This window comes from Pseudoalteromonas shioyasakiensis (assembly GCF_022398475.1).
Lineage (GTDB): Bacteria > Pseudomonadota > Gammaproteobacteria > Enterobacterales > Alteromonadaceae > Pseudoalteromonas.
Genome location: NZ_JAKEVM010000008.1, coordinates 21,241 through 35,106 on the forward strand (window position 1 = coordinate 21,241; position 13,866 = coordinate 35,106).

General features: G+C 42.4%; 12 protein-coding genes and 7 tRNA genes. 5 read left to right on the forward strand and 14 right to left on the reverse strand.

All coding sequences use genetic code 11. The annotated features are described in order from the left end of the window. Positions 1–9: 9 nt before the first annotated feature. Complete coding sequence (locus L1D51_RS03080) at positions 10–1,302, reverse strand: NCS2 family permease (RefSeq protein WP_239962586.1); 1,293 nt, start codon at positions 1,300–1,302, stop codon at positions 10–12. A 121-nt stretch (positions 1,303–1,423) separates the two neighbouring features. On the opposite strand from L1D51_RS03080, the gene L1D51_RS03085 reads away from it, so the two are divergent. After that, positions 1,424–1,888 (forward strand): SEL1-like repeat protein, encoded by a 465-nt coding sequence (locus tag L1D51_RS03085; RefSeq protein ID WP_054551621.1) that lies wholly within the window; start codon positions 1,424–1,426, stop codon positions 1,886–1,888. A 23-nt stretch (positions 1,889–1,911) separates the two neighbouring features. Here L1D51_RS03085 and L1D51_RS03090 read toward each other — a convergent pair whose 3' ends face one another. The 10 genes from L1D51_RS03090 to dnaQ all read right to left on the reverse strand — a co-directional run bounded on the left by L1D51_RS03090 (position 1,912) and on the right by dnaQ (position 5,916). Then, a complete protein-coding gene (locus L1D51_RS03090; protein ID WP_239962588.1) occupies positions 1,912–2,634 on the reverse strand; it encodes a helix-turn-helix domain-containing protein in 723 nt (240 codons plus the stop codon). A gap of 335 nt (positions 2,635–2,969) precedes the next feature. Beyond that, positions 2,970–3,046, reverse strand: a tRNA-Asp gene (locus L1D51_RS03095). Positions 3,047–3,096: 50 nt separating this feature from the next. Continuing rightward, positions 3,097–3,173: transfer RNA gene (locus L1D51_RS03100), tRNA-Asp, on the reverse strand. A gap of 31 nt (positions 3,174–3,204) precedes the next feature. Further along, positions 3,205–3,281 (reverse strand) — tRNA-Asp (locus L1D51_RS03105). 37 nt (positions 3,282–3,318) lie between these two features. Continuing rightward, positions 3,319–3,395, reverse strand: a tRNA-Asp gene (locus L1D51_RS03110). 30 nt (positions 3,396–3,425) lie between these two features. Next, a tRNA-Asp gene (locus tag L1D51_RS03115) sits at positions 3,426–3,502 on the reverse strand. A gap of 41 nt (positions 3,503–3,543) precedes the next feature. Further along, positions 3,544–3,620: transfer RNA gene (locus L1D51_RS03120), tRNA-Asp, on the reverse strand. Between the two features lie 27 nt (positions 3,621–3,647). Next, positions 3,648–3,724: transfer RNA gene (locus L1D51_RS03125), tRNA-Asp, on the reverse strand. Positions 3,725–3,822: 98 nt separating this feature from the next. Then, positions 3,823–5,196 carry a TIGR03503 family protein gene (locus tag L1D51_RS03130; RefSeq protein WP_239962590.1) on the reverse strand — a complete coding sequence of 458 codons (1,374 nt, stop codon included), beginning with the start codon at positions 5,194–5,196 and terminating at the stop codon, positions 3,823–3,825. Positions 5,197–5,205: 9 nt separating this feature from the next. Next, positions 5,206–5,916, reverse strand: a complete 711-nt coding sequence (dnaQ, locus tag L1D51_RS03135; protein WP_054561795.1) for a DNA polymerase III subunit epsilon — start codon at positions 5,914–5,916, stop codon at positions 5,206–5,208. Between the two features lie 68 nt (positions 5,917–5,984). Here dnaQ and rnhA point away from each other — a divergent pair, with 68 nt between their 5' ends. Together rnhA and L1D51_RS03145 are read left to right on the forward strand one after the other, a co-directional pair. Next, the gene (gene rnhA, locus L1D51_RS03140; RefSeq protein ID WP_054561796.1) at positions 5,985–6,452 is read left to right on the forward strand and encodes a ribonuclease HI; all 468 of its coding nucleotides are present in this window, start codon (positions 5,985–5,987) and stop codon (positions 6,450–6,452) included. A gap of 89 nt (positions 6,453–6,541) precedes the next feature. Continuing rightward, the gene (locus L1D51_RS03145; protein ID WP_239962592.1) at positions 6,542–7,405 is read left to right on the forward strand and encodes an MBL fold metallo-hydrolase; all 864 of its coding nucleotides are present in this window, start codon (positions 6,542–6,544) and stop codon (positions 7,403–7,405) included. Here the strand turns inward: L1D51_RS03145 and L1D51_RS03150 are convergent. Then, a complete protein-coding gene (locus tag L1D51_RS03150) occupies positions 7,376–8,134 on the reverse strand; it encodes a class I SAM-dependent methyltransferase (protein ID WP_054551627.1) in 759 nt (252 codons plus the stop codon). The two genes, L1D51_RS03145 and L1D51_RS03150, sit on opposite strands and share 30 nt — an antisense overlap. A gap of 53 nt (positions 8,135–8,187) precedes the next feature. Here L1D51_RS03150 and gloB point away from each other — a divergent pair, with 53 nt between their 5' ends. Then, the gene (gene gloB / locus L1D51_RS03155) at positions 8,188–8,961 is read left to right on the forward strand and encodes a hydroxyacylglutathione hydrolase (protein WP_239962593.1); all 774 of its coding nucleotides are present in this window, start codon (positions 8,188–8,190) and stop codon (positions 8,959–8,961) included. 147 nt (positions 8,962–9,108) lie between these two features. Then, on the forward strand, positions 9,109–10,695 hold the full coding sequence (locus L1D51_RS03160) for a LysM peptidoglycan-binding domain-containing protein (protein ID WP_054561800.1): 1,587 nt from the start codon (positions 9,109–9,111) through the stop codon (positions 10,693–10,695). Positions 10,696–10,752: 57 nt separating this feature from the next. On the opposite strand, the gene speB is transcribed toward L1D51_RS03160, so the two are convergent. Continuing rightward, entirely contained in the window at positions 10,753–11,676 is a 924-nt protein-coding gene (gene speB, locus L1D51_RS03165) for an agmatinase (protein WP_055022138.1), read from the reverse strand. 3 nt (positions 11,677–11,679) lie between these two features. Beyond that, positions 11,680–13,593 carry a biosynthetic arginine decarboxylase gene (gene speA / locus L1D51_RS03170; protein WP_054551631.1) on the reverse strand — a complete coding sequence of 638 codons (1,914 nt, stop codon included), beginning with the start codon at positions 13,591–13,593 and terminating at the stop codon, positions 11,680–11,682. Positions 13,594–13,866: the final 273 nt, after the last annotated feature.

Here is a 13,866-nt window from a genome sequence, read left to right on the forward strand (position 1 = left end):
TTGTGCAAGTTAAGATAAAAACGCAAACTTAACAATAAACAGCGCTGTTAATACCCACACACTAATACTGATTTCATCTTTTTTACCACATACCAACTTCACGGCAGTATACGAGATAAAACCAAGGGCGATACCGTGCGCAATCGAGAAAGTTAACGGCGTCATCAATAATACCACACTCACTGGAATGGCATCTGTCATATCATCCCAATTTACCAACTTTAAGTTTTGCATCATTAACACAGCAACATATAAAATTGCACCTGCCGTTGCATAAGCTGGGATCATGCCAGCAAGTGGCGCAAAGAACATCATTAACAAGAAACAAATGCCTACAACCACAGCAGTTAGACCTGTACGGCCGCCCACAGACACACCTGCAACTGATTCAATGTAAGACGTTGTTGTTGACGTACCAAGCATTGAGCCTGCAATAGTAGCTGTACTGTCAGCACTTAAAGCACGACCTAAACGAGGCATTTTACCTTGTTCATCAGCAATACCTGCTTTTTGCGTTACAGCAACTAAAGTGCCTGAAGTATCAAACAAATCAACAAATAAGAACGCAAAAACCACTGTTAGCATTGAGATTTCGAATGCTGCTGCAAAATCCAATTGCATAAAGGTTGGTGCAATTGAAGGCGGCATTGAAATAATTCCTTGATACTCCACAAGGTCTAAACCAAGCGCAATTGCGGTTACTAATAAAATACTGATAAGTACGCCGCTTTTCATATTGCGGTATAACAGTGCTGCAATAACAAAGAAGCTAAAAATCGCAAGTAGTGGGCCTGGGGCTGTGATATCGCCTAACTGCACTAAGGTTGCAGGGCTTGCTACGATAATACCGGCGTTTTTCAGTGCAATAAGGGCTAAGAAAGCACCGATACCTGTGGCAATGGCACGTTTTAACACCAGAGGAATAGCATCAATGATCCACTCTCTCACCTTAAATAGGCTTAAGAATAAAAAGATACAGCCAGACATAAAAACTGCACCTAATGCAGCTTGCCAAGTGTAGCCCATGCCCAAAACAACACCATAAGTGAAGAAGGCGTTTAAGCCCATACCCGGAGCAAGTGCTAATGGGTAGTTTGCCCATAAACCCATAATAAAACAGCCAATTGCAGCAGCAATACAGGTTGCTACGAATGCCGCACCTTGATCCATTCCCGCTTCTGCAAGCATTGCAGGGTTAACAAATACAATGTAAACCATGGTAATGAATGTTGTGATGCCAGCAATAGTCTCGCGGCGCACAGAGGTGTTGTTTTCAGTGATTTTGAAAAGTCTTTCGAACATGTTGAACTTTAAGTTGAGATTAATTGGCTAATTTTATCATATTTTATCTCAATAAGAGGACATTTTACCTTGCAATGTTCTAAACTAATAAGGTCTTTTATTTCAAGAAAATAACTAAACTATGTCTGATAATTCGCCAGTAGGCTTAGATTTAGAGCAACAGCTTGATAATGTACTTGCCTTTATTACCCAACCCGATAAAGGGTCGGCGCCAAATAAAAGTACTCAATCTGTTGAAAACGTACTAAACAAAGCTTTGTATTATTTAAAAAATGAACAGCCTCCCCTTGCTGCAAAATGGATGCGCTTAGCAGCTATGGCAGGTAACCATAGGGCGCAATTTTATATGGGGCTGTTTTTCATCAAAGGGCAAGGTGTACCGCACAGTGTTTTTCATGGCGCGGTGTGGTTAAGTCTGGCAAGTAGCCAAGGTTATGAACCTGCAACGGCTGCACTTGATGATCTTAGAAAACACATCAGTACGCGCAGATTACATGATGCGCAAAGCTATGCAGCTACCCTATATGAACAAATCCACCAGCAGCAATTTGCACATTTAATTCCTCGAGATCCTGACGCAAGCTAACACGCGTCAGGTTCTACAACTCATTAATGCTGTCTTGTCAGTTTACTCTCAAATGTTATGAGACCTGCACCAACTACAAACAATAAGATACCTATAAACTCAAGCCACACATGGCCTTTATGGGGCTTGATAATAGGTGTTTTTGAAGTAAGGCTATATAAACGCCTGCCTTGCTCGCCAGATTCTACAAACGAAATACCTTTATAGTCCGCTGAGATAATAAACTTAAAATCATGCCTGCTGATCATTTCTCGACGTTTTGCATCTATTTTCTCGCTGCTTTGTTCTACGAGTAGCGTACGCCAATCATGAAAAATGCCATCTGGTTCATTATCTTTCACTACACCATATGATTTGTACTCATAGAACTTTGTATTGAATAGCTTTTCTTGATGCCCTAAATAAAACATGGCACAGCCTAGCGCACTTAACAGTATGGCAATATAGACGAGTGAACGCTGTTTAATGAATTGCTTATTACTTTGTTGCTTATACCAAGCTTCAATGTCAGGCACATTAATCAACCGAGCTTTATCTACAGAATGTTTTAATGGCTCCATAAAGTCGCAAATTGTTAGATTGAGCGCCATTAATATTGAACGAAATGTGTCATTCGAAGGCACTGATTTATCGTTCTCAAGTTTTGAAAGGTAACTTTGTTCTATTCCAACTTGCTCTGCAAATTCTGGTTGGCTTAGTTTTAGCTCACTGCGATAGTGTTTTAGTTGTGTTCCGAATGTACTCATAACGCATTTCCTTTTTGTTGTGGAGCCGCCATTCTTTGCTATTCATGCAGATATAAAAAGCTGAATAAATAGGAATAATGAAGAATATTAGCAAGATAGGATGAAAGATACGAGATACGAGATACGAGATACGAGATACGAGATACGAGATACGAGATACGAGATACGAGATACGAGATACGAGATACGAGATACGAGATACGAGATACGAGATACGAGATACGAGATACGAGATACGAGATACGAGATACGAGATACGAGATACGTTGACAGTATAAGAGAAAAGTACGTTTTAATGTAAAGACTTATCTAATCATTTGTTTGAGGAAAACAAATGGCGGAGTGGACGGGACTCGAACCCGCGACCCCCGGCGTGACAGGCCGGTATTCTAACCAACTGAACTACCACTCCGCAGTGGTATGTGCATGGGGTAATGCACTTAATTTGTTTATGATATCAAATGGCGGAGTGGACGGGACTCGAACCCGCGACCCCCGGCGTGACAGGCCGGTATTCTAACCAACTGAACTACCACTCCGCAGAGATATCATTGTTATTACTTAATTTGTTGGCGGAGTGGACGGGACTCGAACCCGCGACCCCCGGCGTGACAGGCCGGTATTCTAACCAACTGAACTACCACTCCGCGATACAAATTTTGTAATAAAATAGCGTTTAAATAGTGGCGGAGTGGACGGGACTCGAACCCGCGACCCCCGGCGTGACAGGCCGGTATTCTAACCAACTGAACTACCACTCCGCAGTATCTAATGCTATTTATTTTTCCTATTGGCGGAGTGGACGGGACTCGAACCCGCGACCCCCGGCGTGACAGGCCGGTATTCTAACCAACTGAACTACCACTCCGCAAAGGAAAATGTTTTACAACCATAAGTTGTGTAAGTAATTGGCGGAGTGGACGGGACTCGAACCCGCGACCCCCGGCGTGACAGGCCGGTATTCTAACCAACTGAACTACCACTCCAGCGCATACTTACAAATTGTCGAAAATTGGCGGAGTGGACGGGACTCGAACCCGCGACCCCCGGCGTGACAGGCCGGTATTCTAACCAACTGAACTACCACTCCACATTTTCGTTGCTGACTGAGTCTCCCCTGACAGCGGCGTGAATAATACGAATCACCCTCTGGTTCGTCAAGGGGTTTTTTGTATTTTTACAGGTTTTTTAGTCATCTGACATCGAAAGGTTTAAAATTTCACCTGATTTGTCATTTTTTGAGCCATTTTTGCCAACTTCATTTTCATTCGCTGCTTGCTCATCATTTTCGGTTTGATTTTTTTTCTTTAAAAACGGTAAAGAAATTTTAAATTTCAGCGGTTTCTTCTGAACAAAAATTCTAATTGCCAGCCAACCTAATAAAAGGACGGTTAAATTTCCAACAACAATTAAGGTCACCATGAGCATGGTGGACGCTTTTTGTTCTTCTTCAAGAATTCGTTGTTGCTCTGCTTGCGCTTCTAAATCGATTTCAGGGCGAACAATTTCTGGTACAACTTCAATTGGTCGCTCAATTTCAAATTTATAAGTAGGTAACGTCGCCATAAATTCACGGTCATTTATGTTGCTACCAAATACAGAGAGCTCAACACTGTATCGTCCCCAATCATAATTTTTAATTGCAAGCTCTCGTGTTTGCGATTTATCAGCATCTAAAGAGAACATTTGCTCTTCATTATTGGGGTAATATATTTTTCCTTGAATAAGTACAGTTTCTGGTTTAACGATTTCAGGATTTAACGAGATCGTTAAAATGTGGTCATCTTCATCTTGCTCAGCAAGTGCTACTTCATAATCAAAAGGCGGCTCATGCACGACTATTGGTTTTTGCACCACGGTACGCTTTAGTATAGGCGTTTCTATATATAGCTCTGGTTGCCACTCTCCTGCCGGAAAGACCAGTTTAAACTCACCGGTAAACACACCATCAAGCGGACGCTCATCAAAGCCACGGCCATCATCTCTAAAATCGGTAACACTTTGCGTGCCCGCACCAAAGTTTGCGTAATCACTATTATTAGTGCTGACAAAATCAACGTGCAAACTTATCACATCGCGAAACTGGCCAACTTCTATTGGTTCACCATCATTTAATACGCGGCCAGTCAGCTTTACTGTTTCACCACGAAACAGCATAGGCGGGAGTGGATCAACATTAAGCTCTATTTCACCTAGCACCATAATACGGCTATCTGGCAAGATACTGCCGACCACTTGCCAAGGGCCAGGCATAGGGTTGCTAATGGTGATCAGGTCGTAGCTCAGTTCATCATGCCAGTCGAGGTCATCATTGTTTACTGAGTCAGTAGCGTAATACTTAGTGCCGTCAGGGCGTACTAAAACAACGGCAGGAGCACCGCGTTTACGAAAGAAGAGTAAGGTTACTTTATCGACTTTATGGTCAATACGAAAACGGTTCTCTAGCAGGGGAATTTCATTTTGCACCCCATCACGTTCTAATGGGGTTATTTTATCTTGCTCGTTGGCAAATCCCGCTAAGGGAATTAAACACACTAATCCTGCTAGTAGTTGTTTTCTCATTTTATTACCTTATTCTGCACGCCATAGGCATTGGCCACCCTTTGCAACCAAGTCTAAACGCTCTTCGTGAGCGGCGTGCTCTTGTTCTGTTGCTCTTAATACCACAAGCGGTGCTCTATCAGCACTTAGTCGGCGAATACCACCAGCTTGTTGAGTTGAGCCTTCATCTTTATTTTGATTAAGATTCAGCTTTACTTGCCCACCCGTCATCGACAGGTAAACATCGGCTAAGATCTCAGAATCCAGTAAAGCGCCGTGTAACGTACGCTTTGAGTTATCAATATCGTAACGACGGCAAAGTGCATCAAGGTTATTCTTTTGACCTGGGTGCAAGTCACGCGCCATTTTTAAAGTATCAAGTACAGTACATACATCGGCAGTATTCGGAAAACCTTGATTTAACAATGCAAACTCATTATCCATGTGGCCGATATCGAACGCTGCGTTATGAATAACAAGCTCAGCCCCACGAATATACTCTAAAAACTCATGGGCAATTTGGTGGTACAGGGGTTTATCACGCAAAAATTCATTGGTGATACCGTGAACGTCTATTGCTTCTTCTTCTATTTCACGTTGTGGATTGATATACACATGAAAGTTGTTGCCAGTAAGACGGCGATTTACAAGTTCAACACAACCGATTTCAATAATGCGGTGGCCTTGCTTTGGGTCAATACCCGTGGTTTCTGTATCTAAAACTATTTGTCTATGTGCCATATCGTCTTAAGCCTGACTCTGGTATCTTTCTATATTCACTTTATTGTACACAATATCAAGGTAAAACAGTGCAGAAAACCGTAGAGATTTACACCGATGGATCATGTTTAGGAAATCCAGGGCCTGGAGGGTATGGCATCGTGATGCGATACAACGGCCACGAAAAGCAGTTAAGTCAAGGCTACACCCTAACAACAAATAATCGGATGGAAATGCTCGCAGCTATCGTTGCACTAGAAACCCTCACCCGCTCTTGTCACGTCATTCTGACGACCGATAGCCAATATGTGAAACAAGGCATTGAGTCATGGGTTGAAAATTGGAAAAAGCGTGGCTGGAAAACCGCTGCTAAAAAACCAGTTAAGAATGTCGATTTATGGAAACGACTCGATGCTGCCTGCCAACAACACGAGGTAGAATGGCGTTGGGTAAAAGGCCATAGCGGTAATAAATACAATGAGATTGTTGACGATCTTGCCCGCGAAGCAGCTGGCAGCGATCAATTACTTGAAGACACAGGTTACGACGGTAATTAAAGCCCCTTGAAATAAACTTGGCGCAGGTCGTTTTATATTTTTGTTATATGTTATAAGATTTAGCTATAACTAAATATAAAGGATTCATTATGGCTCTGCGCATTCACTCTTTTTTTCATCAACAAAGCGCCACTCTCTGTTACCTAGTCAGTTGCGAAAGCACTAAACAGTGCTTGCTAATTGATGCGCCAGCTGATTTTGATATGCCAAGTGGCGAATTAAGTTTTACCACCGCCAATGAGATCATTAACTATATAAAGACTGAGCAGCTGACACTACAATGGCTCCTTGAAACTCATGCCCATGCTGATCATATCACTGCAGCAAGTTACATAAAGCAGCAATTACAAGACACACACCCTTGTAAACTCGGCACGGGTGAAGGGATCACACAAGTGCAACAACACTTTAGCCAACTTTATAATCTTGATATGCCATGTAATGGTGAACCTTTTGATGCTTTATTTGCTGATAAAGCACAATTTCAGTTAGGTGATTACACAGTAGATGTGATTGCCACACCGGGCCATACACCTGACAGCGTGTGTTTTCACATTAATGGCAATGTATTTGTTGGCGACACCTTCTTTATGCCAGACAGTGGCACAGCCCGCTGTGATTTCCCAGGAGGCAGTGCCGGTGAGTTATATGACTCACTACAGCGAATTTTAGCTTTTCCTGACGATACCGTACTTTGGATGTGTCATGACTATCAACCAGATGGCCGCCCTCTTGCGAACAAAACCACAGTGAAAGAGCAGCGTGAGCAAAACATTCATTTAAAAGGCGATAAACAAAGCTTTATTGCGACTCGGGAAGGCCGCGATGCAACCTTGGCTGTACCAAAGCTGTTGCACCCTTCTATTCAATTAAATATTCGTGCAGGCCAGTACCCAAGTAAAACAGACACGCAACAACACTATTTAGCTATCCCGCTCACAGTGCTGCTTTGATGTTTGCCTGAGCCCTGCTCCTTTTACCGGCGAAAATTGCGGCCTTGCATGCCATTTAGGTTTAATTGGTGTCAGCGGGGCCACACGTTTTCGAGCCACCAGCATATAAACACTGCCCATTGGCTTTAAATATTGCTGGCCAAAGCTGCGCCACGCCGCAAAACGTGACAAACGGTTGCCTCTTGCAAGCGATGAATGGATAAATCGCTCGTCCGAAATAATCTCAAAGCCTAATAGATTCAACCAGTCTTTTACTCGTGATGGCGTAAAAAAGCGCCCTGTCCAAGGTAACTTTTGGCGACTAAAAGGTAAAAGCTGCGCCAAGCCACACAAGCTAAACGGGTTAAAGCCCGTGATCACCAGATAGCCACCGGGAATTAAAGTACGATGTGCTTCACGTAAGATGTGGTGTGGATCAGAATGATATTCTAAGCAATGCGATAATATACAAGCATCAACACTGTGCTCATAAAAAGGCAGCTCGTCTACATCAGCAATAACACCTGTAAATAACCCCTGCTCTGCTACACAAACTTGATGCTTAATAGGACTTTCACTGGTTGCCAGCTCGCCACTTAAATTACCAAGTTTGAGCATGTGATAGCCAAACATGCGTGGCAACCATGGCGTTAGCTTACGTTCAATTTCAGCACGTAAATAGTCGCCATGAGGGAACTGCTGCCAAGTGTATGGCTTAGGACCTTCTTGAAAACTAAGGGCTGGTTTCATTTTCTGAGCTCGTTATACTGTGTGTTAACTGTCACTTTATAGAGCAATTAAACATGGTGCAAGTTAAAGCAATTAAAGCCTTTTCTGATAATTACATTTGGTGCATCAGCAATGAAGCTGAGCAAACAGCCTGGGTCGTCGACCCAGGTCAAGCAGAGCCTGTTTTAAACTACCTGAGCGAGCATAACTTAACACTTAGCGGTATTTTGATTACTCACCACCATTATGATCATACCGATGGTGTGGCTGCACTGGTTAAGGAATTTCGTGATATTCCGGTTTATGGGCCAAGACATAGCCCTTTTAAAGGTATTACTCATGGCGTATCAGAAGCGGATAAAGTCACTGTGTATGATTACACCTTTACTGTGCTTGCGACACCTGGTCATACCCTAGACCATGTTTGTTACATTAATGACGAATTAAGTTTTACTGGCGACACCTTATTTAGTGCTGGCTGCGGACGATTATTTGAAGGCAGCGCAGAACAAATGTGGCACTCGTTATGTAAGCTAAGAGCCCTGCCAGATGAGTGTAAAATCTACTGCACCCATGAGTACACGCAAGCCAACTTAGCTTTCGCAAAAGCCGTTGAACCAAATAACGAATACCTTATCAGCTACAGTGAAGAAGTAGATGCGCTGCGTGCCAAAGACGAAATAAGTTTACCAACTCAATTAGGTGTTGAAAAACAAATAAATCCATTTTTACGTAGCAATATAGCAACAATCACTGATGAGCTTCCTGATGAGCTAAAAATTAATTTGGATCTGAATGAACCTTGGCAACGCTTTGCAGGTCTCAGAGCCTGGAAAGATAACTTTTAAAAAAACGTAAACACCGGTAGTTACAATTTTGTATATTTAGATCAGCATCTTGCAATAATAAGCTGACATAAACTGGTCATAAAGTGGCAATATGTTCTCAGAGCAGGTAATATTCGCCGAGTTTTTTTACCTGATGTATGGGTATATATGTATAAGTCTCCTTTAGTTTTATCACTTGCGTTGATTTTAAGTGGCTGTCAATTAACAGCTTCTGATTCAGCAAGTACAGATGTTGCAAGCAATAATGTTGAGCAACAATTAGACGGCGCAAGTCCGAGCGATATCAATGATGCATTGATGATTAACGCTCAATATCAACAATTAACCGATATTGATGAGCCGCCTCCTGTATTTGATGATGTATGGGAACGTATTCGTTATCAGCTTTCGATTGATGTGCCACAAAACCGCCCAGTTGTTGCTGAGCGCAACTATTATGCACGTCATCAGGCCTATTTAGATCGAATCTCTAAGCGAGCTGAGCCTTATTTATACTTTATTGTAGAAGAAGTCGAAAAGCGTCAAATGCCAATCGAAATTGCGCTTTTACCTATTGTAGAAAGTGCGTTTGACCCATTTGGTTATTCACATCGCAGTGCTTCTGGCATTTGGCAATTTATGCCACAAACCGGTGAGCGTTTCGATTTGAAACAAAACTGGTGGTATGACGGTCGCCGTGACATTGTACAATCGACCCGTGCAGCGCTAGATTACTTATCATATTTACACAAAACCTTAGAAGGCGATTGGCTAAATGCCATTGCAGCCTATAACTCAGGTGAAGGTCGTTTACTGCGTGCCATTAAAAAGAACCGTAAAAAGCATTTACCAACGGATTTTTGGTCACTTGATTTACCAAGAGAGACCACTGCCTACGTACCTAAGCTGTTAGCGCTGTCTGATCTAGTAAAACGCAGTGACGAATTTGGTGTTAAATGGCAACCAATTATTAATGCTCAAGTCGTTGAAGCAGTTAATGTCGGGAGCCAAATTGACTTAGCACTTGCCGCTGACATGGCAGGTATTAGCTTAACAGAGCTTTATCGTTTAAACCCTGGCTTCAATCGCTGGGCGACAGATCCAAATGGCCCACACTTTTTATTATTACCGTCTGATAAAGTTGAAGCGTTTACTGACAAGCTTGCAAAAACAGAGCAAAAAGACCGCCTACGCTGGCAGCAATATGTGGTAGCACGCGGTGACAGTTTATCTGTGATTGCGAAGAAGTTTTCGACAAGCACAAACGCTATTAAAACCCTGAATAAGCTTTCATCGAATACAATTCGTGTTGGTCAGCAATTACTTGTGCCACTGAGCGATGGTGAGATTAATAGCCAGCATTTACCAAAATCAGTGCGTATGGCGGCTAATAAAGCAACACGTAAAAAGCTAAGCCATAAAGTGGCCAGTGGCGATACACTGTGGGATATCAGCCGTGAGTACGATGTGACCATAGCTGAACTTGCAACATGGAATAAGCTAAAAAAAGACGCTGTACTGCGTGTTGGTCAAAAGCTAACTGTGTATAAGCAAGAAAAATCACAACTTGCTGCTACACAAATCAAAGAGCGCACCATTACCTATAAAGTTCGTCGTGGTGACTCGTTAGCGCGCATTGCTGCTAAGTTTAATGTGTCTGTAGAAGATATTATTAAATGGAACTCATTAGCTGGGCAAAAATACATTCAACCTGGGCAAAAGCTTAAATTAAAGGTTGATGTTCGAAGCGCTTAATTGCTTCATCCAATATCAAAAAAAAGAGCGCCTAATGGCGCTCTTTGTCTCTCTCATTTAGTATTTATGCTTCAAAGCCCATAAGTGTAATAACTCATTGGCAATGGTCGCTGCGGCAATCGCCGTTAATTCACTTTGGTCATAGGATGGCGACACTTCAACCACATCCATACCGACCATATTAATGCCTTTCAATGCACGAAGTACTTTGAGTACTTTATCGCTGGTTAAGCCACCACATACTGGCGTGCCTGTCCCTGGAGCGAATGCGGGATCAAGGCAGTCAATATCAAAGGTTAAGTAAACAGGTAAGTCACCGATGCGCGCTTTGATTTGCTCTGCGATATCTTGCGCTGGCAAATCATTGGCTGCCATTGCATCAATCACCGCAAACTCATGTTTGCTTTGATCAAAATCAGTACGAATACCAATTTGAATACTGTGATCAACATCAATAAGCCCTTCCATCGGCGCATGGTAAAACATGGTACCGTGATCATAGCGCGAACCATTGCTGTAAGTATCTGTGTGGGCATCAAAATGTACTAATGCCATTTTACCGTGTTGTTTTGCATGAGCACGCAGTAGCGGCAAAGTCACAAAGTGGTCGCCACCTAAACCTAATAATGTTTTACCTTGGCGAAGAATTTGCTCAGCGGCTAATTCTAACTGCGCGGTAAAATATTCTGGGTCGCCTACTGGGTAAGTAAAATCCCCCGCATCAGCTAATTTTAAACGCTCAAACAACGGAAACGTCCACGGGTACTTGGTTTCTTCCCATGCGAGGTGCACTGAGGCACGACGAATTGCGTCAGGCCCTAAACGTGCACCAGGGCGACCTGAGGTCGCCAAATCAAATGGTAAACCTAGCACCACTACATCAGCATCGATTGCAGTGATGTTTTGCACCATCGGCTGACGTAAAAACGTCATGCCGTTTGAGTACAATGAATGATCTGTGTGGTCAAACAATGTCGACATTGCTTATAACTCTTCTAAATAAGTGTAACCGTTTAAGCCAGTTTGCAGCTCATCTAATACGCTTTGCTGCTCAGTTTCTGGCAATTTAGCTGCCACCAGCTGGGCATAAGATTGCTGGAAGCTTTCTACATCTAAATGTACGTAACGCATCATGTCTGCAACGGTATCACCTTCGTTAACTTCAGTGATTTGCGCCTGACCTTGCTCATCCATTTTTATAATTGCACTATGTGTGTCGCCAAATAAGTTGTGCATATCACCTAAAATCTCCTGATAAGCACCCACTAAGAAAAAGCCCATTAAATAAGGTTTTTCTTCGCTAAAAGCTGGCACAGGTAATGTGCTTTCAATACCTTGACCGTCGACATAGTGCTCCATAGCACCGTCTGAATCGCAAGTGATATCAAGTAACACAGCGCGTTTTTGTGGTGCTTCTGTTAAACCACTTAGCGGTAGAACAGGAAACACTTGGTCAATACCCCACGCATCCGGTAATGACTGGAACAATGAAAAGTTCACAAAAAACTTATCTGCTAAACGCGCATTTAATTCATCAATAATCGGGCGATGAAAACGGTTTTTGTTATCCATATGTTTGTTAAGTTCATAACATACACGTAAGTTAACTTGCTCCGCCCATGCTCGCTCTGTTAAATCTAACAAACCAAGTGCAAACTGATTATGTGCTTCGGCTAAATCGCCTTGGCTATCATGATAAATTTCGATTAATGCACGGTCATCATTGTCACCACTTAACTGTTGCCATGATGTCCACATATTCTTTAACAATAGGGGTGCATCTGCTGCTGGCGCTTGAATGTCTTCTGGTACATAGCTTTCGGTACCAATAACATTCGAAATCAACACAGCATGGTGCGCTGTTAACGCACGACCTGATTCAGAAATAATGCGCGGCATTGGCTGCTCATATAACTTACAGGTATCACCAATGGTGTATACGATGTTATTAGCATATTCACTTAGGCTGTAGTTCATTGAGTTATGTGACTGGCTACGAGTACCGTCATAATCTACCGCTAAACCGCCACCCACATCTAAGCAATCAATTTGTGCACCTAACTTGCGTAACTCACAGTAAAAACGCGCAGCTTCACTCACACCTAAACGAACATCGCGGATGTTTGCCATTTGCGAGCCTAAGTGAAAGTGTACAAGTTGGATCAGATCGAGTTGATCAGACGCTTTTAAGCGATTAACCACACTGAGTACTTGCGAGGCCGATAAACCAAATTTTGATTTTTCGCCACCACTTGCTTGCCACTTGCCCTTACCTTGCGACGCTAAACGTACACGAATACCAATGCGTGGCTTTACGTTTAACTCTTTAGCTTGGCTAAGCACCATGTCTAGCTCAGACAGTTTTTCAAGAACGATGTAAACCTTGTGTCCTAGCTTTTCGCCAATCAATGCTAAACGAATGTATTCTTGGTCTTTGTAGCCATTACATACAATTACCGCACTGGTTTTTTCAGCCATCGCTAATACAGTTAATAGCTCAGGCTTACTGCCCGCTTCTAGGCCCAATTGTTTCTTTTCAATATCAGCTTGGCTTGCAACAATTTCTTCAACAACTTCACGCTGTTGGTTTACTTTAATTGGGTAAACAAGCAAATAGTCTTTTGGGTAACCATAGTTTTCAATCGCCGTGTTAAATGCCTGACATAAGCTATGTACACGATGATGTAAAATTTGTGGAAAACGAACCAACGCAGGCAAGCTTAAGCCTTTATCTTGTAACTGCTGTGCGATATCGATTAGTGCAATGGTTTGCTCTGGGGCATGGGCCTTTGGCGCAACATACACATCACCTTGATCATTAATACCAAAGAAACCTTGGCTCCAATGACGAACATTGTAACTCGTGCGAGCTTGTTCTAGTGATGTTGTTTCTTTCATCTATCTTTCTCTTTTATTTTAGTAGTGCCGAAATCGGCAAGGGTTGTTGCCGCGCATTAAAAGAAAAATAGTGATTCAAGTCCAACAAGAATTTTTACTCGTAACGAGTGATTTTTGATGTGAAAAACTAATCGATAAACTCCAATATTATTAGGGTTTAATTTGGTTGTTAGATTTTAAAATTCCTTTAGATGGACAGGCACTCAATATGGCAAATGAGCAATTTTTTAAAGAACAGTCACTGTAAAAATATATGTTCGAAAATATGTGTTA

Coding starts and splice junctions, on each gene's coding strand:
- L1D51_RS03080 (WP_239962586.1), bottom strand. CDS start 1,302: ATGTTCGAAAGACTTTTCAAAATCACTGAAAACAACACCTCTGTGCGC.
- L1D51_RS03085 (WP_054551621.1), top strand. CDS start 1,424: ATGTCTGATAATTCGCCAGTAGGCTTAGATTTAGAGCAACAGCTTGAT.
- L1D51_RS03090 (WP_239962588.1), bottom strand. CDS start 2,634: ATGAGTACATTCGGAACACAACTAAAACACTATCGCAGTGAGCTAAAA.
- L1D51_RS03130 (WP_239962590.1), bottom strand. CDS start 5,196: ATGAGAAAACAACTACTAGCAGGATTAGTGTGTTTAATTCCCTTAGCG.
- dnaQ (WP_054561795.1), bottom strand. CDS start 5,916: ATGGCACATAGACAAATAGTTTTAGATACAGAAACCACGGGTATTGAC.
- L1D51_RS03145 (WP_239962592.1), top strand. CDS start 6,542: ATGGCTCTGCGCATTCACTCTTTTTTTCATCAACAAAGCGCCACTCTC.
- L1D51_RS03150 (WP_054551627.1), bottom strand. CDS start 8,134: ATGAAACCAGCCCTTAGTTTTCAAGAAGGTCCTAAGCCATACACTTGG.
- gloB (WP_239962593.1), top strand. CDS start 8,188: ATGGTGCAAGTTAAAGCAATTAAAGCCTTTTCTGATAATTACATTTGG.
- L1D51_RS03160 (WP_054561800.1), top strand. CDS start 9,109: ATGTATAAGTCTCCTTTAGTTTTATCACTTGCGTTGATTTTAAGTGGC.
- speB (WP_055022138.1), bottom strand. CDS start 11,676: ATGTCGACATTGTTTGACCACACAGATCATTCATTGTACTCAAACGGC.
- speA (WP_054551631.1), bottom strand. CDS start 13,593: ATGAAAGAAACAACATCACTAGAACAAGCTCGCACGAGTTACAATGTT.